Consider the following 20,295-nt stretch of genomic DNA (forward strand, 5'->3'; position numbering starts at 1 on the left):
ACGGCTCAGGCGACGTGATCGTGCGGGAGTAGGTGCACCCACGCGTCGGTCGTCCGCACACTGCCGTGCCGATAGGTGACCCGCCCGGCGAGGTCGTTCTCGCCGAGCCACCGCAACGCCGCCACGCCTCTCCGCACCGCGGCGACGGCAGCCGCGTACGCCCACAGACCGTCGTCGGTGATCACCGTGACGCAGTCGAGACCGGTGTCCGGGACGTCGGGGTGCGGCGCCGGCGCCCTCGCGGACGCCATCGCACTACCCGACCGCACCTCGACATGCAGTCCGTGACCTGGCACGACGGTCCCGGTCTCGACCTGCCACCCCCCGATCGGGCAGTGCCCCCAGGTCGCGACGACGTCGTCGACTCGCACCAGCACGCCGCACTCGAGGGTGTCCGCCGCGCGCCGGGCCACCCGGTGCGCGGCCCCGGCCTTGGCGGTGCTGGTGACGTCGAGGAACACCCCGAACGGCGCGAACACGGTGTCGCCGTCCATCCGCACGTCGTGGAAGCCGACTTCCGGCAACGACGGCACTGTCCGGTCCGGGTCCATTGCCTCGATCGACACCGGCGTAACGGCGCCGTCGGTCATCCGGGCCGCCCACAGCGCCGCACGAATCAGGCCACCCAGTTCGTCACTGACCCGCACCGGAGTGCCCTGAGCCTGGTTGACGGCGTGAATCTCCGCATCCCCGCATCCCAGGTCGCAGACGGCCCTGACCTGCGACAGGACCGCCTCCACGATGGATGCGGCCTCGGACAGGGCGGCCCACTCGGTGACGCGCACCTCGATCTCGCTCCCCCAGGTGTTCCAGACTGTGCTCGGGGCCATGATCCTGCGCTCCACGACGAACTCGGCTATGAAAACCCTTGGTCAGCAGGGTGTTGAACTCTCAGTATGCGCCCTGTTTCTGTGGACGGACCGAGGGTTTTTGCGGTGCGGTACCGTCGCCGGCATGTCCCCGCCGACGCCGCCGAAGGTCCGCGCGCAACGCCTGTCGGTCGTCGACGAGATGTTCCTGCGCGCCCACCACGGTCTCGGGACCCCGGTGGTGATGCAGGGGCTGTGGCGCGGCGGCGACGTCGACCCCACCGACCTGCTCGGCGTGCACCGGGAGTTGGCCCGGGGACCTTTGTCGCGCATCGTGATTCGCGCCGCCGTCCCTGGCGCCCGGCCGCGATGGCGGTCCGGGGCGAGGGTGTGGCCGGTCGACTGGGCGCCCGAACCGATCCCCCGGGACGAGGTGGTGCGATGGGCGGACGCAGCGGCCGGTCTCCCGGTGGACCCCGAGGCCGGCGCCGGGTGGCGCCTGGCCGCGGCTCGTCTCGCCGGCGGTGGGACGGTGGTGTCGCTGGTGTGTTCGCACGTGCTCGCCGACGCCCGCGGTCTCGCGGCGGTGCTGGCAGCGGCGATGTCCGGGACCGCGGCACCGATGCCGGCCGACCCGGCCCGGCCCCTGCTCGACGATCTCTCCGACGCCGCCCGGATGGTCACCACCGTCGGCGCCCGCACGCTCCGCGCCGTCGCCGGACTGGCGCTGCACCCGTCGCGGCGCGCCGAGTTGCGCTCCGCGCCGGTCCGTGAATTTCGCCCCGACGAGGGTGGAGTGCACGCACGGGTGCCGGAGGCGCTGATCATGGACATCGACGCCGGCGACTGGGACGAGGAGGCGGCCCGCGCCGACGGCACGCCGAACTCGCTGCTGGTCACGCTGGCGGTCGGGATCGCGGCGACCGGGGAAGCGCCGCTGCAGGTCAGCGTGCCGGTGGACCGGCGGCGCGGCGCGGGCCCGGCGGACAATGCCGTCGACATGACCGAGGTCGCGGTGCGCCGCGGCGACTCCCCCGCCCTGGTGCGGTCGCTGCTGCGGCAGGCGTATGCCCAGCCCCCGATGTCGAGTCCCGCCGGGTTCCCACCCGAACTGCTCCAGCTCGTTCCCGAGCGCGTCGCGTACCGGCTAGCCCCGGACCCCGGCGAACGCGACGTGCTGTGCTCGAACATCGGGACGATCCCCACCGCGCTCGGCTCGGTGGGCGGGCAGCGTGCCGACGCGATCGCGACCCGGGCGGTGCACCCGGGCATCACGGCGCGGCAGCTGGCGACGTCCCGCACCCGGTTGTCGGCGTACCTGTGCCGGTTCGGCGACAGATACACCCTCGCCCTGGTCTCGAAGGACCCCGGCCTGCGGGAACGCGCCGAAACCGCGCTGGCCGCCCACGGCCTCCGCGCGCAGCATTGGGACGCACCGGCATAGGGTGGAACCGACAGCGGACGTCCCACCGACCGAGTGGAGTCACCGATGAGTGAACACGAGATCCTGACCCGCATCCGCGAACTCGTCGACACCGAACACGAGTTGCGCGCCAAGATCGAGACCGGCCAACTCGACCCCGACACCGAACAGGCCCGGCTCGCCGCCGTGGAGCAGACCCTCGACCAGTGCTGGGACCTGCTGCGGCAGCGCCGGGCCCGCGCCGACGCCGGCCTGCCACCGGACGAGGTACCGGTCAGCCCGGCCGGCCAGGTCGAGGGCTACCTGCAGTAGGACGGCAGCCCGCCTCTGTGGTGTCACCCAGCGGCTCGCCGCCGTGATGTAACTCAGCGGCTCGCCGCCGGCCGTTCTACGGTGTTGGCATGTCCCCGACACCGGAGAACGAGTTCGACGTCGTCGTGATCGGTGGTGGCCCGGCAGGTGAGATCGCGGCCCAGTACGCCGTCGCCGGTTCCGAACGCACCGCGGTGATCGTCGAACACGAGTTGCTCGGCGGCGAATGCTCCTACTGGGCGTGCATGCCGAGCAAGGCGCTGCTGCGGCCCGGCAACGTCCTCGGTGCGGGGCGGGCGATGCCCGGCGTCCGGGAGCCACTCGGCGCGAGCGCACTCGACGTCCCCGCGGTGTTTCGCCGCCGCGACGCGTTCACCTCCCACCACGACGACTCGGGTCAGGTGCGATGGGCGTCCGGCGTCGGTGTCGACGTGATCCGCGGGTCCGGAAGGCTCGCGGGCGAGCGCACCGTCGAGGTCACCGGACCGGACGGCCCCCGCACGGTGCGGGCCCGCGTCGCCGTCGTCCTGGCCACCGGGTCCACCGCGACGGTGCCCGCCACCCCGGGACTGCGCGAGGCGTTGCCGTGGACGTCGCGGGACGCGACCAACCTGGTGGAGGTTCCGGAGCGGATCGCCATCGTCGGCGGCGGGGTCGTCGCGTGCGAGGCCGCGACCTGGCTGCTCGACCTCGGCGCCCGGGAGGTGACGCTGCTGGTCCGCGGACCGGCGCTGCTCGCGTCGGCGGAACCGTTCGCCGGCGAGGCCGTCGCGACGGCGCTGCGGGCCAGGGGCGCGGCGGTGCGTACCGGCACCTCCGTGACCGCAGTCCACCGCGACGCTCCCCGCGAGACCGGCATCGGCCGGATCCGCGGCGGCCCGGTGACACTGACCCTCGACGACGGCTCCGGCCTCGTCGTCGACGAGATCCTCGTCGCGGCCGGACGCCGACCCGCCACGGCGTCACTCGGCCTGGACACGGTCGGGCTCGACGCGGTCCACACCGACGACCACCTCACCGTCGCGGGTGTGCCGGGCGACTGGTTGTACGCGGTCGGCGACGCCAGCGGCCGCACCCCGTTGACCCACATGGGCAAGTACCACGGCCGGGTCTGCGGTGACGTCATCGCCGCACGCACCGAATCCCGCCCGCTCGACGGTGCCCGCTACCTGGCGAGCGCCGACGGATCCGCGGTCCCGCAGGTGGTGTTCACCGCACCGGAGGTCGCGTCCGTCGGTCGCACCGAACATGCCGCCCGCACAGCGGGATTCGATGTCGAGACGGTGGAGGTCGACATCGCCGTCGCCGGTTCCTCGCTCTCCCGCGACGATTTCACCGGGCACGCGAAGCTGGTGATCGACCGCACCGGCGACACCCTGCTCGGGGCGACGTTCGTGGGCACCGAGGTCGCCGAACTGCTGCACGCGGCGACCGTCGCGGTGGTCGGCGCCGTGCCGCTGAGCGCGATGTGGCACGCGGTCCCCGCATACCCGACCGTCTCCGAGGTGTGGCTGCGCCTGCTCGAGGCGCACCGTGCCTGACCCGCTGGTGATCGCCACCGCCGACGGCCCGGTGCAGGGACGCGAACACCACGGCCTGCGGTCCTGGCGGGGCATCCCGTACGCGGCGCCGCCCGTCGGCGAATTCCGGCTGCGCGCACCACAACCGGTGACGCCGTGGACCGCGGTGCGCGACACACTCGAGTTCGGCAGCGCGCCACCGCAGTCCGGGCGCGTCGGCCGATCCGGCCGGATGGGCGAGGACTGCCTGACCCTCAACGTCCTGGCCCCCGCGTCCCGCAGCATGCAGCCGCGTCCGGTGATGGTGTTCATCCACGGCGGCGCGTACAGCGGCGGCGCGACGTCGACGCCGCTGTACCGGGGCGACGCACTCGTCCGCCGCGGCGACGTCGTCTACGTGTCGATCGGCTACCGGCTCGGTGCCCTCGGCTACCTCGACTTCACCGAATACTCCACAGCCGAAAGAACATTCGACTCGAACCTGGGACTGCGCGACCAGGTCGCGGCACTGCAGTGGGTGCGCCGCAACATCGCCGCATTCGGCGGCGACCCGGACAACGTCACGGTGTTCGGGGAGTCGTCGGGCGCCAACGCCGTCACCACCCTGATGTGCACGCCGTCCGCGGCGGGCCTGTTCCAGCGGGCGATCGCCGAGAGTCCCCCCGCCGCGTCCGCCTACGGACCGGACCGCGCCCGGGTGTGGGCCGCCGAGTTCCTCGGACTCCTCGGCGGCACCGACGACCCCGTCCGCGCCCTCACCGAGGCGACCCCCGACGCGTTGGTCCGGGCCGGGGACTCCCTGGCCGCGCGCGGCGCCGACGAGGCACCAGGCACCCGCGCCTTCGCCCCGGTCGTCGACGGGGAACTGCTGCCCCGACATCCGCTCGACGCGTTCGCCGCGGGCCTCGCCCATCCCGTCCCGCTCATCGTCGGCACCAATGCCCGCGAGGGGACGATGTTTCCGCGGTTCCTCGACATCATCCCGACCGACCCCGTGCGGATCGAGAAGATGTTCGCCGAGACCGAACCCCGGGTGAAGGCCCGCATCCTCGCGGCCTACCCCCGCTATCCCGACCGCCACGCCGCGGTCCAACTCGGCGGCGACGTCACCTTCTGGGAGCCGGCGATCCTCGTCGCGCAGGCACACACCACGACGGCGCCCACCTACGCCTACCGCTACGACTACGCGCCGAACCTGCTGAACTGGACCGGTTTCGGCGCCACTCACGCCACGGAACTGCTCGCCGTGTTCGGCGCCGTCGACCATCCGCTCGGCAAGGCCGCCACCGCGGTCGGCGGCCGAGACGGCCTGCGCGCGGTCACCAACGTCCTGCAGTCGCACTGGTTGCACTTCGCCCGCCACGGCCATCCCCGGGAAACCTGGCCCCGCTACAGCATCGAACGTCGGGAGACCCTGATCGTGGACGCCGACACCCACGTCGAGAACGATCCCGACGGCGACAAACGCCGCGCGTGGATCGGGTATCGGCACCGTCGGTGAAGAATCGCCGTCAAGACGGGGGCCGGGCCCGTAAATATCGCGTTGTGCTCATTGCGGCGCCTCGCCGCGGCAACGAAAGCTGTCCGAGGGATTCACGTCCCACGACATTTCCGTGCAACAACATAGGAGAGCACTGATGGGTTCCGCCGAGATCATTCCGTTCCTCGACTTCGCCGCCGATTTCACCGGCGCGGCAAGCGATCTGCTCGGCGCGGTGAGCTTCTTCACCGGTTCCGCCGGGGCGGCCGAGGAGCTGCTCGGGTAGAACCCGGCGTCGCGGCACACGAGTCGAGTGGGGTCACCCCGTGCGCGGGGACCCCACTCGACTCGTCGCTACTTGAGCAGCTTCGACATCCGCCGGTCGGCGAGGACCTTGCCCCCGGTCTGGCAGGTGGGGCAGTACTGGAAGGAGCGGTCCGCGAAGGAGACCTCCCGCACCGTGTCCCCGCACACCGGACAGGGCAGCCCGGCGCGGGCGTGCACCTGCATCCCGGACCGCTTCTCGCCCTTGAGGCGGGCTGCATCCTGACCGACGGAGCGGGTCACCGCGTCGGTGAGCACCGACCGCATCACCGCGTGCAGCGTCGAAACCTGTTCGTCGGTCAGCTTGTTCGCGGTCGCGAACGGCGACAGCTTCGCCTCGTGCAGTATCTCGTCGGAGTAGGCATTGCCGATGCCGGCGAGCACGGACTGGTCGGTGAGCACGGTCTTGATCCGCGCCGCGGACTTCGAGAGCAGCTCGCCGAACGCGGGCGCGGTGACATCGAGGGCGTCGGGTCCGAGCTTCGCGATGCCGGGCACCTCGGCGGGAGTGCGCACCAGCCACACCGCGAGCCGTTTCTGCGTGCCCGCCTCGGTGAGGTCGATGGCGGGGGTGGTGCCGTCCGGCGCAAACAGGTGCAGCCGCAGCGCGAGCGGACCCTTGCCGGGTTTCGGTGGTGTCGCGCTCGGGTTGTCCTGCCAGCGCAGCCAGCCCGCCCGGGACAGGTGGGTGATCAGCCAGAGCCCGTCCTCGGCGCCGCACCGCAGCCCGAGATGCTTGCCGAACCGGGCGGCACCGCTGATGTCGCGGCCCTGCAGATCCGAGATCGGCGGGTCGAACGTCTTGAGCACGCTCAACGCCGCGACGTCCACCCGTCCGATCACCGCGCCGACCGCGTGGTCGCGCAGGAACTGGGCCAGGGCCTCCACCTCGGGCAGTTCGGGCATGCCCACCACACTAGGCGCCTCCGGCGCTCGTGCGCGGTTTACGGGTCCAGAGGCCCGCAAACCGCGCACGAGCGCGTCAGCGCCTGCGGACCAGGTAGGTGTCCATGATCCAGCCCTTGCGCTCGCGCAGTTCGGCGCGCGTCCGGACGATCTCGTCCGAGACAGAGCGCAGGTCCCCGGCGATCAGCGTCTCGTCGGCGGTCCCGAGGTAGGCGCCCCACCAGATGTCCCAGTCCCCGTCGAGGGTGGTGAAGCTGTTCTCGGCGTCGAGCATCACCACCGCGTCCCGGACGCTGTCCGGCAGGCCCTCACGCAGCCGGCGGCCGGTGGTGGTCAGAACCGGCTCGCCGATCCTGTTGAGCACGATCCGGTGCTGCGCCGCCAGCGACGACACGCTCGTCACGCCCGGGATCACCGAGTACTCGAAGTCCACGACTCCGCGGCGCAGCACGCGCTCGACGATCCGCAGGGTGCTGTCGTACAGCGACGGATCACCCCAGACCAGGATCGCGCCGACGCCGTCGACCGCGGCGAACGCGTCCTCGAACACCTGCGCGCGGCGGTCGTGCCAGTCGTCGACGACGCCCTCGTAGTTGCTCGGGGTCCGGTCCCGGGGTGGGTCGACGATGTCGACGATCCGGTAGTCGCCGCGCATGTGCTCGTCGAGGAGACCGGTCCGCAGGTCGACCAGGTCCTGCTTCTGCTCGCCCTTGCCGATGACGAAGAACACCTCGGCCCGGTTCATCGCCTTGATCGCCTGCACAGTCACCTGGTCGGGGTCACCGGCGCCGACGCCGATCACGAGGAGTTCACGCATGTTCGGCGACGCTACCTGCCGGTGCCCGGCGCTGAGATGCCCGCCCACTAGACTGGCTGCCGTGCACACGCCCTACGAAGATCTATTGCGCCTGGTCATGAATACCGGGACCCCGAAGGCGGACCGCACGGGCACCGGCACGCGCAGCGTGTTCGGGCACCAGATGCGCTTCGACCTGCGCGAGGGCTTCCCGCTGATCACCACCAAGAAGGTGCATCTGAAGTCCGTCGTGTACGAGCTGCTGTGGTTCCTGCGCGGCGACTCCAACGTCACGTGGCTGCGCGAGCACGGCGTCACGATCTGGGACGAGTGGGCGGACGCCGACGGCGAGCTGGGGCCGGTGTACGGCGTGCAGTGGCGGTCGTGGCCGACACCGGGCGGCGAGCACATCGACCAGATCACCAAGGTCATCGAGACCCTGCGCTCCAACCCCGACTCGCGGCGGATGATCGTCTCGGCGTGGAACGTCGCCGACCTGGACGAGATGGCGTTGCAGCCGTGCCATGCGTTCTTCCAGTTCTACGTCGCCGACGGCCGGCTCAGCTGCCAGCTGTACCAGCGCAGCGCCGACCTGTTCCTCGGCGTCCCGTTCAACATCGCCAGCTACGCGCTGCTCACCCACATGGTCGCGCAGCAGGCCGGGCTCGAGGTGGGCGAGTTCGTCTGGACCGGGGGCGACTGCCACATCTACGACAACCACGTCGAGCAGGTCACCGAGCAGCTGTCGCGGGAGCCGTACCCGTACCCGACGCTGACCCTGCACAAGCGGGACTCGATCTTCGACTACACCTTCGAGGACGTCGAGATCACCGGCTACCGGCACCACCCCGGAATCAAGGCGCCGGTGGCCGTCTAGTGATCGGTGTGATCTGGGCACAGGCCCACCGCGGCGTCATCGGCCGCGACAACACGATCCCGTGGCGCATCCCGGAGGACATGGCGCACTTCGTGGACGTCACCACCGGGCACCCGGTCGTCATGGGCCGCCGCACGTGGGATTCGCTGCCGCCACGGTTCCGGCCGCTGACCGACCGCCGCAACATCGTCGTCACCCGCGACCGGAACTGGTCGGCGGACGGCGTCGAGGTCGCGCACTCCGTCGACGACGCCCTCGCCCTGGCCGGCGACACCGAGACCTGGGTGATCGGGGGTGGCGAGATCTACGCGGCCGCCCTGGACCGGGCCGACCGGATCGAGGTCACCGAGGTGGACCTCGACGTCGACGGCGACGCGTACGCACCCTCCCTTGGCGGCGAGTGGGTCGCCGAGAGCACCGGCGACTGGCAGACGTCGAGCCGCGACGGTGTCCGGTTCCGATTCGTGACCTACGCCCGCTGACCCGTTCGGCGAGTGCGGCGCCATACGCCGCTCGGTGGTCCATACTGCATGGGCACGACGACCCCATTCGGTCTTTCCCAGCGAGAGGCAGCCACATGGACAAGAAGTCGCTGACCGCCGTTGCACGGCAACAACTCAAGCTCGCGACCGCGGCCACCAGCGGACGCAGTTCGCAGACGATCTACGGCGGCCACCAGCGCAGCCTGCGGCAGACGGTCGTCGCCCTGACCGCCGGACAGGAACTGGCCGAGCACGACTCCCCGGGCGAGGCGACGCTGCTGGTGCTCAGCGGCACCCTGACGCTGATCGCCGGCGACGACTCGTGGAAGGGTTCGACGGGCGACCTGCTGGTCATCCCCGCCGCCCGGCACCGCGTGGAGGCCGTCGAGGACGTCGCGTTCCTGCTGACCGTCGCCAAGAAATAGGGACCACGACAAAAAGTGTGAATTTTGGTCACACACACCTCTTGACCCGGCGAGCGGGCGGGCCTACCTTTCCAGGTGTCACGGAAGTCTCCGATGCACACGGAGGGTCACCGCATGCCAAGTACCACTCCCACGGACCGTGAGGTCGTGGCCGCCCGACTGCTCGCCGGGTCGATCAAACGCTCCTACAACCCGGTCGTCGATCTCGACTGGGACGCCCCGCTGGCCGAGGACCTGTACTTCCTGCCGCCGACTGTGCTGTCGCTGTACGGCACGCCGATGTGGGAGTCGATGAGCGAGGACCAGCGCATCGAGCTGTCCCGGCAGGAGGCCGCGAACATTCTCAGTGTCGGCGCCTGGTTCGAGAACATCCTGCTGCAGGCACTGCTGCGCGACCTGCTGCACCGCGACCCGACGTCGCTGCACACCCGGTACACGCTCACCGAGATGGGCGACGAGTGCCGGCACATGACGATGTTCGGCCGCGCCATTGCAGCCATGGGCGCCAAGCCGTTCCAGCTGCGACCGCACCAGGCCGTGGTGGCGAATCTGCTCCCGAAGACGTTCCGCGGCACCATGCTGTGGGTGGCCGCGCTGATCGGCGAGGAGATCTTCGACGCCACCCAGCGCCGGGTCATGGACGACCCACAGCTGCAGCCGATGGTGTCGAGGCTGATGCGGATCCACGTCACCGAGGAGGCCCGGCACATCACGTTCGCTCGTGAGGGCGTGCGGCGGCGGGTGACAGGCACCCACCCGATCGAGAAGCGGTGGGTGGGCACGATGCAGGGAGTCGGCGGCCCGCTGCTGCAGCGCCTGTTCACCAATCCCGCGATGTACCAGCGGGCGGGCCTGGACCCCAAGGAGGCGCGGCGACAGGCGTTGGCGAATCCGCACTTCCGCGCGAACCAGCGCCGCGGCTTCGCGAGCCTGGCCGCATTCCTCGAGGAAACCGGACTGATGCGGGCGCCCTCGCGCGCGATGTGGCGACGGGCAGGGTTCCTGTGATCCGGGGGCGCCGGAAGCGGGCCCCGTCCCAGTCCCCCGCGGCGCTCGCCCCCGAGATGCTCGAGCCCGACACCGCCTACGACGGCCCGGCCGTGCTCGCCACCGGCACCGCCGCCCTCGACGTCGTCGTCCACCTCAATGGGCACTTCGAACCGCTCGACGGGCACTTCCACTGGTACGGACGGGTCGACGGCCCGGATCTGGCCGGTCTCTCCGGACGCGACCGGGCGCGGTTGACGCTGACGATCGACGCCGGGGAGCCGCGCCCGGCCGTCCTCGGGGAGCAGGATCCGTGGGGGCACCTGCGGATAAGCGGCACCGGCGCGCCGCCGTACCCGCTCGACGAGGTCGAACTGGACGTGCCGATCCCGTAGTTTCGTGTCTCATGAGCGAGTTGTTCGAGCGCGACGATGTGGTCGGGGACCTGCATCGACCCGACGGCGATCCGGTCGCGGCGCTGCTACTGGCGCACGGCGCCGGCGGCGACCGCAACGCGAAACTGTTGCAGCGCGCGGCATCCGAGTTCGCCGATGCAGGGCTGCTGGTGCTGCGCTACGACCTACCCTTCCGTCAGCGCCGGCCGAAGGGCCCGCCCAGTCCGTCGACCGCGGACAAGGACCGCGACGGCATCGCCGCCGCCGCGGCCGCGATCCGTGAATCGTTCTCGGGCCCACTGATTCTCGGTGGACATTCGTACGGTGGTCGGCAGTCGTCGATGCTCGCGGCGGAACGTCCCGACGTCTGCGACGGCCTGCTGCTCTTCTCATACCCCCTGCACCCGCCGGGCAAGCCGGAGAAGGCTCGCACCGCACACCTTCCGGACCTGCGCTGCCCGTGCGTGTTCGTGCACGGCACCCGCGACCCGTTCGGCACCCCCGACGAGATGCGCGCCGCCATGGACCTGATCACCGCACCGCACACCCTCGTCCTGGTCGAGGGCAAGGGCCACGACCTCGCGCCCGACAAGAGCCAGGCCGTGCCCTCGGCCGTCGACGCCGCCGCCACCGCCTTCGGCCTGCGCTGACGGACCACCGCCCAGCGGGCGCCGTGGCGGCCGGGGCCGCACGCCCGGGGCGAGCGGCGGGAGTGCCCACGACCGAACGCGCGCCCGCCCCCAGTAGGCTCGGGGCATGGTCGACGATCCCGCAGGCAGCCTGAACGGCCTGCTCGACACCGTGCACCGGCGACTCGGCGAGGACGTCAGCTCCCCCGGCACCCTGCGCGATCTGCTCGAGGCGGTACTGGTGGTCGGCGCCGGCCTCGACCTGGACACCACGCTGCAGCGGATCGTGCGCGCGGCAACCGAACTGCTCGGCGCCCGCTACGGCGCGCTCGGTGTCCGCGCCCCCGGCGGCGGGTTGTCGGAATTCGTGTACGAGGGCATCGACCCCGGAACTCGCGCGACGATGGGACATCTGCCCGAGGGGCGCGGCCTGCTCGGCCTGCTGATCAACGAACCCCGCCCGGTGCGGATCCGGGAACTCGCCACCCACGCCGCGTCGGTCGGGTTTCCGCCCAACCATCCGCCGATGCACAGCTTCCTGGGCATGCCGATCATCGTGCGAGGGGAGGCGTTCGGCAGCATCTACCTCACCGAGAAGCGCGGCGCACCGGAGTTCAGCGACGAGGACCAGACGATCCTGACGGTGCTCGCCGAGTCCGCGGCCCTCGCGATCGACAACGCGCGCCTGTTCGAGCAGTCCCGCACCCGGGAACGCTGGCTGAGCGCGATGTCGTCGATCACCTCGCGGCTGCTGATCGGCGGGTCGGTGCCCGAGACCCTTGACCTGCTGGTCCGGCAGGCACGGGTGCTGGGCACGGCCGACGCGGTCACGCTCGTCGACACGGTGGACGACGCGAGCACCGTCCTCGCGACCACCGATTCGCGGCTGACGGTCGGGCAGGACGTCGACTTCGCGGACTTGAGCGCGGGCACGACCCGGTCGGCGACGCTGCCGGTGGCCGGTCCGCAGCACGTCCAGGGCGCCCTGGTGGTCAGCGGCGAAACCGGTGGGCCCGAATGGGATCCGGACGAGCTACAGCGACTCGCGTCGATGGCGGACCTGGCGGCGGTGGCCCTCGAATTCGCGCACCAGCAGCGCCAGCAGCGCCTGCTGGACGTCCTCGCCGACCGCGACCGGATCGCACGGGACCTGCACGACAACGTCATCCAGCGCCTGTTCGCCACCGGCATGAGCCTGCAGTCGGTGTCCGCTGCGACGGAGGGCCGCACCGCCGAGGTGCTCGCCCGGGCGGTGGAGCAGCTCGATCAGACGGTGCGCGAGATCCGCACCACCATCTTCGACCTGCAGTCCGCCGACGCGGCGCCGGCCGCCGGTCTGCGGCGCCGGCTACTCGACGTGATCGGCGAGCTCACCGCCGACGTCACCCCGTCCGTACAGTTCTCCGGCCCGATCGACACCCTGGTTCCGACGTCGGTCGCCCCCCACGCGGAAGCGGTTCTGCGGGAAGGACTCTCGAACGCGCGTCGGCACGCGAACGCCACGACCCTCACGGTGACGGTGTCCGCGGCCGAGGACTTCACGATCGTCGTCGACGACGACGGCATCGGGATGACCGGCACCGAACCCCACAGCGGGCTGGCGAACCTGGACCGGCGTGCGGCCGCCTGCGGCGGCCGCTGCGAGGTCCGCTCGGAGCCCGGCGCGGGAACCAGGCTCACCTGGCGGGTCCCGCTCCACTGACGCGGAGCGGGCGGCCCGACGGCTCAGGCGATCGCGGGAAGCCGGACCACCTGCCCTGCGTAGGCCAGTCCGGCACCGAAACCGAGCAGCAACGCGGTGTCACCGGGCTGCGAGGCCCCGGAGCGGAGCAGCTGCTCCATCGCCATCGGGATCGACGCCGCGCTGGTGTTGCCGGTCTCCACGATGTCCCGGGCGACCGCGACGGTGTCGGGCAGGGCCAGCGTCCGGATCAGCGCGTCGGTGATCCGGCTGTTGGCCTGGTGCGGCACGAACGCGTCCAGGTCGTCGGCCGCGACCCCGGCCTTCTCCAGCGCGTCGCGGCACGCCTTCTCCAGGAAGGTGACCGCCCAGCGGAACACGGCCTGACCGTTCATCCGGATGTACGGGCGCTCCGCCTCGGCGCCGCGCTCGAGAACGTCGGCGAAGAACTCCTTGAAGTCCTTGTCCTGCTTGATCGCCGTGGTCTGGGTACCGTCCGAACCCCACGCGACCGGCCCGATCCCCTCGGCGTCGGAGGGACCCACCACGACCGCGCCCGCGCCGTCGGCGAAGATGAACGCGCATGTCCGGTCCGTCGGATCGAGCAGGTCGGACAGCCTTTCCACGCCGATCACCAACACGTGGCGGGCCTGCCCGGCACGAACGAGGCTCGCGGCGTTGCCGAGCGCGTAGCAGAAGCCCGCGCACCCGGCGGAGATGTCGTAGGCCGCGGTGTCCTGCATTCCGAGTTCGCTGGCCACGATCGCGCCCGCCGACGGGCCAAGCACCATCTGCGATGAGGTCGCCAGCACGACGGCGTCGATCTGCTCGGCCACCAGACCCGAGGCCGCGAGCGCGTCACGGGCGGCCGCGACGCTCATCGAGACGATGGTCTCGTCGGGCTCGGCCCAGCCGCGGGCCGTGATGCCGGACCGGGTCCGGATCCATTCGTCGGAGGAGTCGATGAGGTCGACGATCTCGGCGTTGGGAACGACGCGCCGGGGTCGGTACACACCGAGGCCGAGAAGGGCCGCGTGGGTGACGGGACTGGCGGTGGCGATCTTCGCGGGCATGACATCCTCTCCATGTGAACCGATCGGTTCATCTCCAGGTCTAACATGAACCGATCGGTCCACACAAGCGTTTCGGAAGGAGCTCACATGACGACGGCGCGACCGCGCGCTCGCCTGCTCGCGACCACCATCACGATGGTGCAGGAACTCGGCGTGAATGCGGCCGGATTGACGGAATTGCTCAAACGCAGCAACGCGTCGCGCAACTCGCTCTACCAGCACTTCCCCGAAGGCAAGGGCCAGCTCGTGGAGACCGCCACCCGGATCGTGTCCCGCCTGGTGCAGTCACACCTGACCGTGATGGCGGACAAGTTCGCGACCGCACCGTCGATGGACCGGTGGCTGGACGAGCTGTTCGCGTTCTGGCTCGAACCGCTCGAGTCGAGCGACTACCGGCTCGGTTCGTTCATGATGGCGGCGGCACTGGACGAACCGGATCCGGCGGTCCGGTCCGCGGCAGGCCAGGCGTTCACCGAGTGGACCTCCCGCCTCGCCGGCGGCATGGTCGCGGCGGGCCTCGACGAGGCGACCGCGCGGTCGACGGCGGGACTGCTGCTGTCGGCGATCGAGGGCGCCATCGTGCAGAGCCGCGCGCTCAAGTCGACCCGCCCCTTCGACGACGCCCGCACCCAGCTCGACTTCCTGCTCGGTCGACTCCTCGCCGAGCGGGCGGTGGCGGGCGGGCTGACGTCCTGACCCCCGGCCCGGGTCACCGTCCCCGCTCGGGTCGACCGCGCAGCTCGGTGGCCAGGACCGCGGCCTGGGTGCGACGCTGCATCCCCAGCTTCGACAGCAACCGCGACACGTAGTTCTTCACCGTCTTCTCGGCGAGATGCATGCGGGCGCCGATCTCCCGGTTCGTCAGACCCTCACCGATGAGATCGAGCACCACCTTCTCCTGGTCGGTCAGTTCGTCGACGAGCCCACTCTTGTTGCGCTGGGCCCGAATCCGCGCCAGGACGGCGGACGTGGCCCGGTCGTCGAGCAGCGACCCGCCGGCTCCGACGGTCCGGACCGCGGCGATCAGGTCGGTGCCGAGGATCTGCTTGAGCAGGTAGCCGGACGCTCCGGCGAGCACCGCGTCGAAGAGGGCTTCGTCGTCGGAGTACGAGGTGAGCATCAGGCACCGCAGCTCCGGGTTCGCCGACCTCAGTTCCCGGCAGAGCTCCACCCCGGAGCCGTCCGGCAACCGCACGTCGAGGACCGCGACGTCGACCCCCGACGCCGGAAACGTCGCCAGCGCTTCCGCGACGGAGGAGGCCTCCCCGACCACCGTGAAGTCGGGGGCGCCGCCGAGGAGGTCCACCAGGCCCCGCCGGACGATCTCGTGGTCGTCGACCAGGAAAAGCCGTGTCTGCATTCCTCAATCCCAGCACATCGGGACTTTCGGCACTATCGGCCAGGGGTCTCGATCCGCCAGGCTCATCGCTGGACTTCCGGCACTGCGAATGGGGACGAGGACACCGTGGCACGAGAACTGACCCAACTCGAGTTGCTGCACGAACTCGAGCCCGTCGCCGAGGAGAACGTGCACCGGCACCTGTCGATGGCGAAGGACTGGCACCCGCACGACTACGTGCCGTGGGACGACGGCCGCAATTTCGCGGCACTCGGCGGCGTCGACTGGGACCCCGAGCAGTCGCAGCTGACGGACGTCGCGAAGGCCGCGATGATCACGAACCTGCTCACCGAGGACAACCTGCCGTCGTACCACCGGGTCATCGCGGAGAACTTCTCCCGGGACGGAGCCTGGGGTACGTGGGTGGGCCGCTGGACCGCGGAGGAGAACAAGCACTCGGTGGTGATGCGGGACTACCTGGTGGTCACTCGCGGGGTGGATCCGGTGGCGTTGGAGGACGCGCGGATGGCCCACATGACGCACGGGTTCAACCCGAACCTGCAGGAGGGCATCCTCGACGCGGTCACCTACGTGACGTTCCAGGAGCTGGCGACCCGGGTGTCGCACCGCAACACCGGCAAGGCGTGTGGTGACCCGATCGCCGACCGGATGCTGGCCCGGGTCGCAGCCGACGAGAACCTGCACATGATGTTCTACCGCAACATCACCGGTGCGGCGCTGGACGTCGCTCCGACACAGGCGATGCGCGCAATCCTCAAGATCCTCACCAATTTCCAGATGCCGGGCGCGACGATGCCGCAGTTCCGCCGTAACGCGGTGCTCATCGCCAAGGGCGGCATCTACGATCTGCGCCAACACCTGGACGACGTGGTGATGCCGGTGCTGCGCACGTGGAAGGTGTTCGACCGCACCGATTTCACCGGGGAGGCGGAGACGCTCCGCGAGGAGCTGGCGGTGTTCCTCGAGAGTCTGCACGCCGACGCAGCCAGGTTCGAGGAGTCCCGCGACCGGGCACTGGCCCGTGCGGCGGCCCGTGGACAGAAGGTGGGTGTGTGATGACGGATCTGACGACCGAACGACCATCGACCGACACCCAGGCGCTGTTCGAGACGGCGCTGGAAATGGCGTCCGCGGCCAAGCGCGGCAACGTCACCCGATGGGCGGAGGCCAAGTCCGCCCGGCACGACCCGGATGCGCTCGCGTTCCTGAACTCGGTGCTGCTCGGCGTGCTGATCGAAAATGACGCCGTCCGGCGTGGTGTGCACCCCACCGATGTGTGGGCGCGGCTGCGGGCGGGCGGGCTCGACGAGTTCGGCTGAACCGACAACGGCCCTGAACCGACATCCGGGCAGACTCGTCCGCACGAAACGAAGGGTCGGTCCCCTCCCGGGGACCGACCCTTCGTTTCGGGTTCGGTGAACTATCCGGCCAACTGTGCCGGGCGCACGATCAGCACCGGGCAGTCGGCGGTGCTCATCAGTGCCGCGCTGGTGGAGCCGAGGAGCATGCCCTTGAACCCGCCGCGGCCGTGGCTTCCCACCACGAGAAGCTGTGCCTGCTCGGAGAATTCGCTGAGCACCCGCACCGGACGGTCGCGGCGGACCACCCGCTGCACGGGCACGTCCGGATACTGTTCGATCCACCCGGCGAGCCGCTCGGACAGCACCGCCTCCTCGGCGGCCTGGATGGAAGTCCAGTGCGGGTCGTCCTCGGTCGCACCGAGCGACGGCTGTACGGACACGTCACTCCACACGTTCACCGCGATGAGCTGCGCGCCCAGCGCCGACGCCTCCTGGAATGCCGCGGCGAGGGCGTCCTCACTGATCTCCGAACCGTCGACACCGACGACGACCGGGCCCTCGGTCGGCGGCCGGCCTTCGAGCGTGCGACCACGGACCACCGCGACCGGCGCGGTCGAGTGCGAGGTGACGGCACGGGCCACCGAACCGAGGAGTGCGCCGCTGAACTCTCCGAGCCCACGGCTGCCGAGCACGATCATCGACGCCTGCGGCGCGTACTGCAGCAGGATCTCCGCGATCCGCCCCTCGTGCAGCTTGGTGTCGATGTCCAGGTCGCCGACCTCCTCGGCGACCTCCCGGGCGAGCACCGCGGCGCTGTCGAGGTGAGCGCGGCCGGCGTTCTTCAGGTCGTCGCCGTAGCCGCGCACCAGGTAGGGCTCGGTGTAGTAGTAAGCGGGCACGTGCACGACGGAGACCAGCAGCAGGGGAAGCTTGCGGGCCGCGGCGGTACGGGCGGCCCACACAACGGCCGTCGACGCCGACTCCGATCCGTCCACTCCCACCACGACTGGATTGCTTGCGCTCATGCTGCTTCCTCACTGGAGATCCGTCACCGACAGTCGGGGCATCGTGTGCCCCGCACCTATTGTCCGGGTTTTGCACCGGGTTCGCGTGGGTCGAAGGTCCCCGTGTCGCGTCTCGGTCGCGCTCGCGGCGGTGAATTGCGTCTCGGGACGAGCCCCAGACCGGGTCGCGGGGGGCCGGTGCGACCGTGCGACACAGTCCCGTTTGACGCCGGATCGGCCGCCTCCGCGGCTACCATGAGGTATGTGACCTGCGGATTCACCCGTCGGGTCGGCAGCCCGGCACCGGTGGGCGCAGCCAGGCAGGAGTGTGCGATGTCCGATCAGAGAAGCGCGAAGACCTCGCTGATGTCGCGGATGACCCCGGGCAGATGGTTGGCGCTGGCCCTGGTGGTGCTGGCGGTGATCTTCATCTTCCAGAACACCGCGACGACCACGATCCAGTTGGCCTGGTTCAGCTTCGAGGCGGCGCTGTGGGTCTTCCTGCTGGCCGTGTTCGTGATCGGGTGGATCGCCGGCTGGCTGGTCGGCCGGCGGAAGTCCGGCAGCTGACCGGCCCGATTGTCCACATCGGCCGTCCGGCGGACCCGCGACTACGTACGTGGGACGACGCCGTCCGGTCGATCCGCGGCTAGGTTCGAGTCCATGGCAGCCCGTCCGGTCGACGTCGCGGTCGCACTCGTCGTCGGTGCCGTCGCAGCCGCAGGCACGGTGGGTTCGGCGCGCCATCAGAACGCGGCCCACCCACTCGACGTCTACGCGTTCGTCCTGATCGCGGCCGCGTCGGCCGCGTTGGTGTGGCGCAGGGTCGCACCGTTGACGGTGCTGGCGGTGACGCTGGCGGCCGCGCTGGTGTTCCTGCTGCGCGGATACCCGATGGGCCCGATCTTCCTGCCGATCGTCATCGCGTTTCTCACCGCGGCGCCCCGGTACCCGCGCTGGCCGCTGTACGCGGCACCGGCGGTCGGCTACGTGGTGTACGTGTGGGGTGTGCCGTGGGTGACCGGCCGCGAGTACCCGACGCCGGCCGCGGCGATCGGCATCGGGGCGTGGCTGCTGACCCTGCTGGCGATCGCCGAGGTCATCCGGCAACGGCGCGAGGCGATCCGGGCCCGGCGCCAGCGGGCCCGCGAACTGGCCCGGGCCGCCGAGGAGGAGCGACTGAGGCGGGCCAGCGAGGAACGGCTGGACATCGCCCGCGAACTGCACGACGTGCTGGCACACAGTCTGTCGATGATCAACGTGCAGTCCGGGGTCGCGCTCGAGCTGCTCGACAGCCGACCCGAACAGGCCGGGATGGCGCTGGCGTCGATCAAGGAGGCCAGCCGCGACGCCCTCGTCCAGGTCCACGCAATGCTGCAGTCCCTGCGCCGGGGCCCCGAGGCGCCGCCGGTGGCGCCTGCGCCGTCGATCACCGATCTCGACGGTCTCGTCGCGCGGGCACGCGATGCCGGAATCGATGTCACCACAGACATTTCCGGGACCATCCGCCCCGTACCGACGGGGGTGGACCTCGCGGCGGCCCGGATCGTGCAGGAGTCGCTGACCAACGTGGCCCGGCACTCCGGGCAGTCGACCGCCCGGGTGACCCTGCGGTACCTGCCTGGGCTGCTGGAGGTCCAGGTCGACGACGACGGCCACACCGCCGCGGCGAACCCTCCCGGCAACGGCATCACCGGGATGACCGAACGCAGCCGCGCCCTCGGCGGCACGCTGTCTGCGGGGACGCGACCGGACGGCGGATTCCGGGTGCGCGCCACGCTTCCCCTGCCCGCCGACGGGGCCGGCGCGTCATGACGGTCCGGGTGCTCGTCGCCGACGACCAGGCGCTGGTTCGTGCCGGCTTCGTGGCGCTGCTCGACGCACAGAGCGGGATCGAGGTGGTCGGCGAGGCCGAGGACGGCGCGCAGGCGGTGCGACTGGCCGAGGAGCTGAGGCCGGACGTGGTGCTGATGGACATCCGGATGCCGGTGCTCGACGGCCTCGAGGCCACCCGCCGGATCGCGGACCGCCCGGAGCTGGCCGGGGTCCGGGTCGTGGTGCTGACCACCTTCGAGCTCGACGAGTACGTCTTCGAGGCGATCCGCGCCGGTGCCGCCGGGTTCCTGGTCAAACACACCGAACCCGCCGACCTGGTCCGGGCGGTGCGGGTGGTGGCCGACGGGGAGGCGCTGCTCTCCCCCACCGTCACCCGGCGGTTGCTCGCCGAGTTCGCCGCCCGCGCCAAGGCCGCCCCGGACGGCACGTTGCTGGCCAAGCTGACCGACCGGGAACGCGAGGTGATGACGCTGGTTGCGGAGGGCCTGAGCAACGCCGAGATCGCCGAGCGGCTGGTGCTGAGCCCGGCCACCGCGCGCACGCACGTCGGCCGGATCCTGCTCAAGCTCGGCGCCCGAGACCGCACCCAGCTCGTGGTCCTGGCCTACGAGTCCGGTCTGGTCCGGCCCGGCTGGCGCTGAGATGCATTCGCCGTCGCCGGTACCCGCGAATTAC

Annotated in this window: 24 protein-coding genes; 18 read left to right on the forward strand and 6 right to left on the reverse strand. The window is 70.9% G+C overall.

Annotated features, from left to right (window positions below; translation table 11 throughout):
• Positions 1-5: 5 nt before the first annotated feature.
• On the reverse strand, positions 6-830 hold the full coding sequence (locus tag ACWDU4_RS07915) for an FAD:protein FMN transferase (protein WP_450113320.1): 825 nt from the start codon (positions 828-830) through the stop codon (positions 6-8).
• A 124-nt stretch (positions 831-954) separates the two neighbouring features.
• Here ACWDU4_RS07915 and ACWDU4_RS07920 point away from each other — a divergent pair, with 124 nt between their 5' ends.
• The 5 genes from ACWDU4_RS07920 (at position 955) to ACWDU4_RS07940 (ending at position 5,830) form a co-directional block, all read left to right on the forward strand.
• On the forward strand, positions 955-2,253 hold the full coding sequence (locus ACWDU4_RS07920) for a hypothetical protein (RefSeq protein ID WP_450113321.1): 1,299 nt from the start codon (positions 955-957) through the stop codon (positions 2,251-2,253).
• Positions 2,254-2,298: 45 nt separating this feature from the next.
• On the forward strand, positions 2,299-2,544 hold the full coding sequence (locus ACWDU4_RS07925; RefSeq protein WP_450113322.1) for a DUF2630 family protein: 246 nt from the start codon (positions 2,299-2,301) through the stop codon (positions 2,542-2,544).
• 89 nt (positions 2,545-2,633) lie between these two features.
• Complete coding sequence (locus ACWDU4_RS07930; RefSeq protein ID WP_450113323.1) at positions 2,634-4,085, forward strand: dihydrolipoyl dehydrogenase family protein; 1,452 nt, start codon at positions 2,634-2,636, stop codon at positions 4,083-4,085.
• On the forward strand, positions 4,078-5,565 hold the full coding sequence (locus ACWDU4_RS07935; RefSeq protein WP_450113324.1) for a carboxylesterase/lipase family protein: 1,488 nt from the start codon (positions 4,078-4,080) through the stop codon (positions 5,563-5,565). Before ACWDU4_RS07930 ends, ACWDU4_RS07935 begins: the two co-directional genes overlap by 8 nt.
• A 136-nt stretch (positions 5,566-5,701) precedes the next feature.
• The gene (locus ACWDU4_RS07940) at positions 5,702-5,830 is read left to right on the forward strand and encodes a hypothetical protein (protein WP_450113325.1); all 129 of its coding nucleotides are present in this window, start codon (positions 5,702-5,704) and stop codon (positions 5,828-5,830) included.
• 68 nt (positions 5,831-5,898) lie between these two features.
• Here the strand turns inward: ACWDU4_RS07940 and ACWDU4_RS07945 are convergent, their stop codons facing one another.
• Complete coding sequence (locus ACWDU4_RS07945; RefSeq protein ID WP_450113326.1) at positions 5,899-6,774, reverse strand: Fpg/Nei family DNA glycosylase; 876 nt, start codon at positions 6,772-6,774, stop codon at positions 5,899-5,901.
• Positions 6,775-6,850: 76 nt separating this feature from the next.
• The gene (gene cobF / locus ACWDU4_RS07950) at positions 6,851-7,591 is read right to left on the reverse strand and encodes a precorrin-6A synthase (deacetylating) (protein ID WP_450113327.1); all 741 of its coding nucleotides are present in this window, start codon (positions 7,589-7,591) and stop codon (positions 6,851-6,853) included.
• Between the two features lie 97 nt (positions 7,592-7,688).
• On the opposite strand from cobF, the gene ACWDU4_RS07955 reads away from it, so the two are divergent.
• The 7 genes from ACWDU4_RS07955 to ACWDU4_RS07985 all read left to right on the forward strand — a co-directional run bounded on the left by ACWDU4_RS07955 (position 7,689) and on the right by ACWDU4_RS07985 (position 13,067).
• Entirely contained in the window at positions 7,689-8,447 is a 759-nt protein-coding gene (locus ACWDU4_RS07955) for a thymidylate synthase (protein WP_450113328.1), read from the forward strand.
• Positions 8,447-8,929, forward strand: a complete 483-nt coding sequence (locus ACWDU4_RS07960) for a dihydrofolate reductase (RefSeq protein ID WP_450113329.1) — start codon at positions 8,447-8,449, stop codon at positions 8,927-8,929. The genes ACWDU4_RS07955 and ACWDU4_RS07960 overlap by 1 nt, the downstream gene beginning before the upstream one ends.
• Before the next feature lie 95 nt (positions 8,930-9,024).
• The gene (locus ACWDU4_RS07965) at positions 9,025-9,354 is read left to right on the forward strand and encodes a cupin domain-containing protein (protein WP_450113330.1); all 330 of its coding nucleotides are present in this window, start codon (positions 9,025-9,027) and stop codon (positions 9,352-9,354) included.
• A 114-nt stretch (positions 9,355-9,468) separates the two neighbouring features.
• Complete coding sequence (locus ACWDU4_RS07970; RefSeq protein WP_450113331.1) at positions 9,469-10,362, forward strand: AurF N-oxygenase family protein; 894 nt, start codon at positions 9,469-9,471, stop codon at positions 10,360-10,362.
• Entirely contained in the window at positions 10,359-10,736 is a 378-nt protein-coding gene (locus ACWDU4_RS07975) for a DUF4873 domain-containing protein (protein WP_450113332.1), read from the forward strand. Before ACWDU4_RS07970 ends, ACWDU4_RS07975 begins: the two co-directional genes overlap by 4 nt.
• A gap of 11 nt (positions 10,737-10,747) precedes the next feature.
• Entirely contained in the window at positions 10,748-11,386 is a 639-nt protein-coding gene (locus tag ACWDU4_RS07980) for an alpha/beta hydrolase family protein (RefSeq protein ID WP_450113333.1), read from the forward strand.
• Between the two features lie 106 nt (positions 11,387-11,492).
• Positions 11,493-13,067: a sensor histidine kinase gene (locus ACWDU4_RS07985; protein WP_450113334.1), complete on the forward strand. Its 1,575-nt coding sequence runs from the start codon at positions 11,493-11,495 to the stop codon at positions 13,065-13,067.
• Between the two features lie 23 nt (positions 13,068-13,090).
• On the opposite strand, the gene ACWDU4_RS07990 is transcribed toward ACWDU4_RS07985, so the two are convergent.
• Positions 13,091-14,119, reverse strand: coding sequence for a beta-ketoacyl-ACP synthase III (locus ACWDU4_RS07990; protein WP_450113335.1), 1,029 nt, complete (start codon positions 14,117-14,119; stop codon positions 13,091-13,093).
• 87 nt (positions 14,120-14,206) lie between these two features.
• Between ACWDU4_RS07990 and ACWDU4_RS07995 the strand changes: the two genes are divergently transcribed.
• Positions 14,207-14,815, forward strand: coding sequence for a TetR/AcrR family transcriptional regulator (locus ACWDU4_RS07995; protein ID WP_450113336.1), 609 nt, complete (start codon positions 14,207-14,209; stop codon positions 14,813-14,815).
• A 13-nt stretch (positions 14,816-14,828) separates the two neighbouring features.
• Here ACWDU4_RS07995 and ACWDU4_RS08000 read toward each other — a convergent pair whose 3' ends face one another.
• Positions 14,829-15,479: a response regulator gene (locus ACWDU4_RS08000; RefSeq protein ID WP_450113337.1), complete on the reverse strand. Its 651-nt coding sequence runs from the start codon at positions 15,477-15,479 to the stop codon at positions 14,829-14,831.
• 105 nt (positions 15,480-15,584) lie between these two features.
• On the opposite strand from ACWDU4_RS08000, the gene ACWDU4_RS08005 reads away from it, so the two are divergent.
• Positions 15,585-16,535 carry an acyl-ACP desaturase gene (locus tag ACWDU4_RS08005; protein ID WP_450113338.1) on the forward strand — a complete coding sequence of 317 codons (951 nt, stop codon included), beginning with the start codon at positions 15,585-15,587 and terminating at the stop codon, positions 16,533-16,535.
• Complete coding sequence (locus tag ACWDU4_RS08010) at positions 16,535-16,798, forward strand: hypothetical protein (protein ID WP_450113339.1); 264 nt, start codon at positions 16,535-16,537, stop codon at positions 16,796-16,798. The genes ACWDU4_RS08005 and ACWDU4_RS08010 overlap by 1 nt, the downstream gene beginning before the upstream one ends.
• A gap of 101 nt (positions 16,799-16,899) precedes the next feature.
• On the opposite strand, the gene ACWDU4_RS08015 is transcribed toward ACWDU4_RS08010, so the two are convergent.
• Positions 16,900-17,805: a universal stress protein gene (locus ACWDU4_RS08015; RefSeq protein WP_450113340.1), complete on the reverse strand. Its 906-nt coding sequence runs from the start codon at positions 17,803-17,805 to the stop codon at positions 16,900-16,902.
• Positions 17,806-18,117: 312 nt separating this feature from the next.
• On the opposite strand from ACWDU4_RS08015, the gene ACWDU4_RS08020 reads away from it, so the two are divergent.
• From ACWDU4_RS08020 to ACWDU4_RS08030, 3 genes are all read left to right on the forward strand, one after another.
• The gene (locus ACWDU4_RS08020; protein WP_450113341.1) at positions 18,118-18,354 is read left to right on the forward strand and encodes a LapA family protein; all 237 of its coding nucleotides are present in this window, start codon (positions 18,118-18,120) and stop codon (positions 18,352-18,354) included.
• 93 nt (positions 18,355-18,447) lie between these two features.
• Positions 18,448-19,599, forward strand: coding sequence for a sensor histidine kinase (locus tag ACWDU4_RS08025; RefSeq protein WP_450113342.1), 1,152 nt, complete (start codon positions 18,448-18,450; stop codon positions 19,597-19,599).
• Positions 19,596-20,261 carry a response regulator gene (locus ACWDU4_RS08030; RefSeq protein ID WP_450113343.1) on the forward strand — a complete coding sequence of 222 codons (666 nt, stop codon included), beginning with the start codon at positions 19,596-19,598 and terminating at the stop codon, positions 20,259-20,261. Before ACWDU4_RS08025 ends, ACWDU4_RS08030 begins: the two co-directional genes overlap by 4 nt.
• The last annotated feature ends 34 nt before the right edge of the window (positions 20,262-20,295 follow it).

The sequence above is a fragment of the Rhodococcus sp. NPDC003348 genome (assembly GCF_053589375.1).

Bases quoted from the DNA above. Each gene is read 5' to 3' on its own strand.
- ACWDU4_RS07930 (WP_450113323.1), top strand. From the start codon at position 2,634: ATGTCCCCGACACCGGAGAACGAGTTCGACGTCGTCGTGATCGGTGGT.
- ACWDU4_RS08010 (WP_450113339.1), top strand. From the start codon at position 16,535: ATGACGGATCTGACGACCGAACGACCATCGACCGACACCCAGGCGCTG.
- ACWDU4_RS07920 (WP_450113321.1), top strand. From the start codon at position 955: ATGTCCCCGCCGACGCCGCCGAAGGTCCGCGCGCAACGCCTGTCGGTC.
- ACWDU4_RS07965 (WP_450113330.1), top strand. From the start codon at position 9,025: ATGGACAAGAAGTCGCTGACCGCCGTTGCACGGCAACAACTCAAGCTC.
- ACWDU4_RS07970 (WP_450113331.1), top strand. From the start codon at position 9,469: ATGCCAAGTACCACTCCCACGGACCGTGAGGTCGTGGCCGCCCGACTG.
- ACWDU4_RS07980 (WP_450113333.1), top strand. From the start codon at position 10,748: ATGAGCGAGTTGTTCGAGCGCGACGATGTGGTCGGGGACCTGCATCGA.
- ACWDU4_RS07995 (WP_450113336.1), top strand. From the start codon at position 14,207: ATGACGACGGCGCGACCGCGCGCTCGCCTGCTCGCGACCACCATCACG.
- ACWDU4_RS07990 (WP_450113335.1), bottom strand. From the start codon at position 14,119: ATGCCCGCGAAGATCGCCACCGCCAGTCCCGTCACCCACGCGGCCCTT.
- cobF (WP_450113327.1), bottom strand. From the start codon at position 7,591: ATGCGTGAACTCCTCGTGATCGGCGTCGGCGCCGGTGACCCCGACCAG.
- ACWDU4_RS08015 (WP_450113340.1), bottom strand. From the start codon at position 17,805: ATGAGCGCAAGCAATCCAGTCGTGGTGGGAGTGGACGGATCGGAGTCG.
- ACWDU4_RS08025 (WP_450113342.1), top strand. From the start codon at position 18,448: ATGGCAGCCCGTCCGGTCGACGTCGCGGTCGCACTCGTCGTCGGTGCC.
- ACWDU4_RS07940 (WP_450113325.1), top strand. From the start codon at position 5,702: ATGGGTTCCGCCGAGATCATTCCGTTCCTCGACTTCGCCGCCGATTTC.
- ACWDU4_RS07925 (WP_450113322.1), top strand. From the start codon at position 2,299: ATGAGTGAACACGAGATCCTGACCCGCATCCGCGAACTCGTCGACACC.
- ACWDU4_RS07955 (WP_450113328.1), top strand. From the start codon at position 7,689: ATGAATACCGGGACCCCGAAGGCGGACCGCACGGGCACCGGCACGCGC.
- ACWDU4_RS07915 (WP_450113320.1), bottom strand. From the start codon at position 830: ATGGCCCCGAGCACAGTCTGGAACACCTGGGGGAGCGAGATCGAGGTG.
- ACWDU4_RS08000 (WP_450113337.1), bottom strand. From the start codon at position 15,479: ATGCAGACACGGCTTTTCCTGGTCGACGACCACGAGATCGTCCGGCGG.
- ACWDU4_RS08030 (WP_450113343.1), top strand. From the start codon at position 19,596: ATGACGGTCCGGGTGCTCGTCGCCGACGACCAGGCGCTGGTTCGTGCC.
- ACWDU4_RS07985 (WP_450113334.1), top strand. From the start codon at position 11,493: ATGGTCGACGATCCCGCAGGCAGCCTGAACGGCCTGCTCGACACCGTG.
- ACWDU4_RS08020 (WP_450113341.1), top strand. From the start codon at position 18,118: ATGTCCGATCAGAGAAGCGCGAAGACCTCGCTGATGTCGCGGATGACC.
- ACWDU4_RS07945 (WP_450113326.1), bottom strand. From the start codon at position 6,774: ATGCCCGAACTGCCCGAGGTGGAGGCCCTGGCCCAGTTCCTGCGCGAC.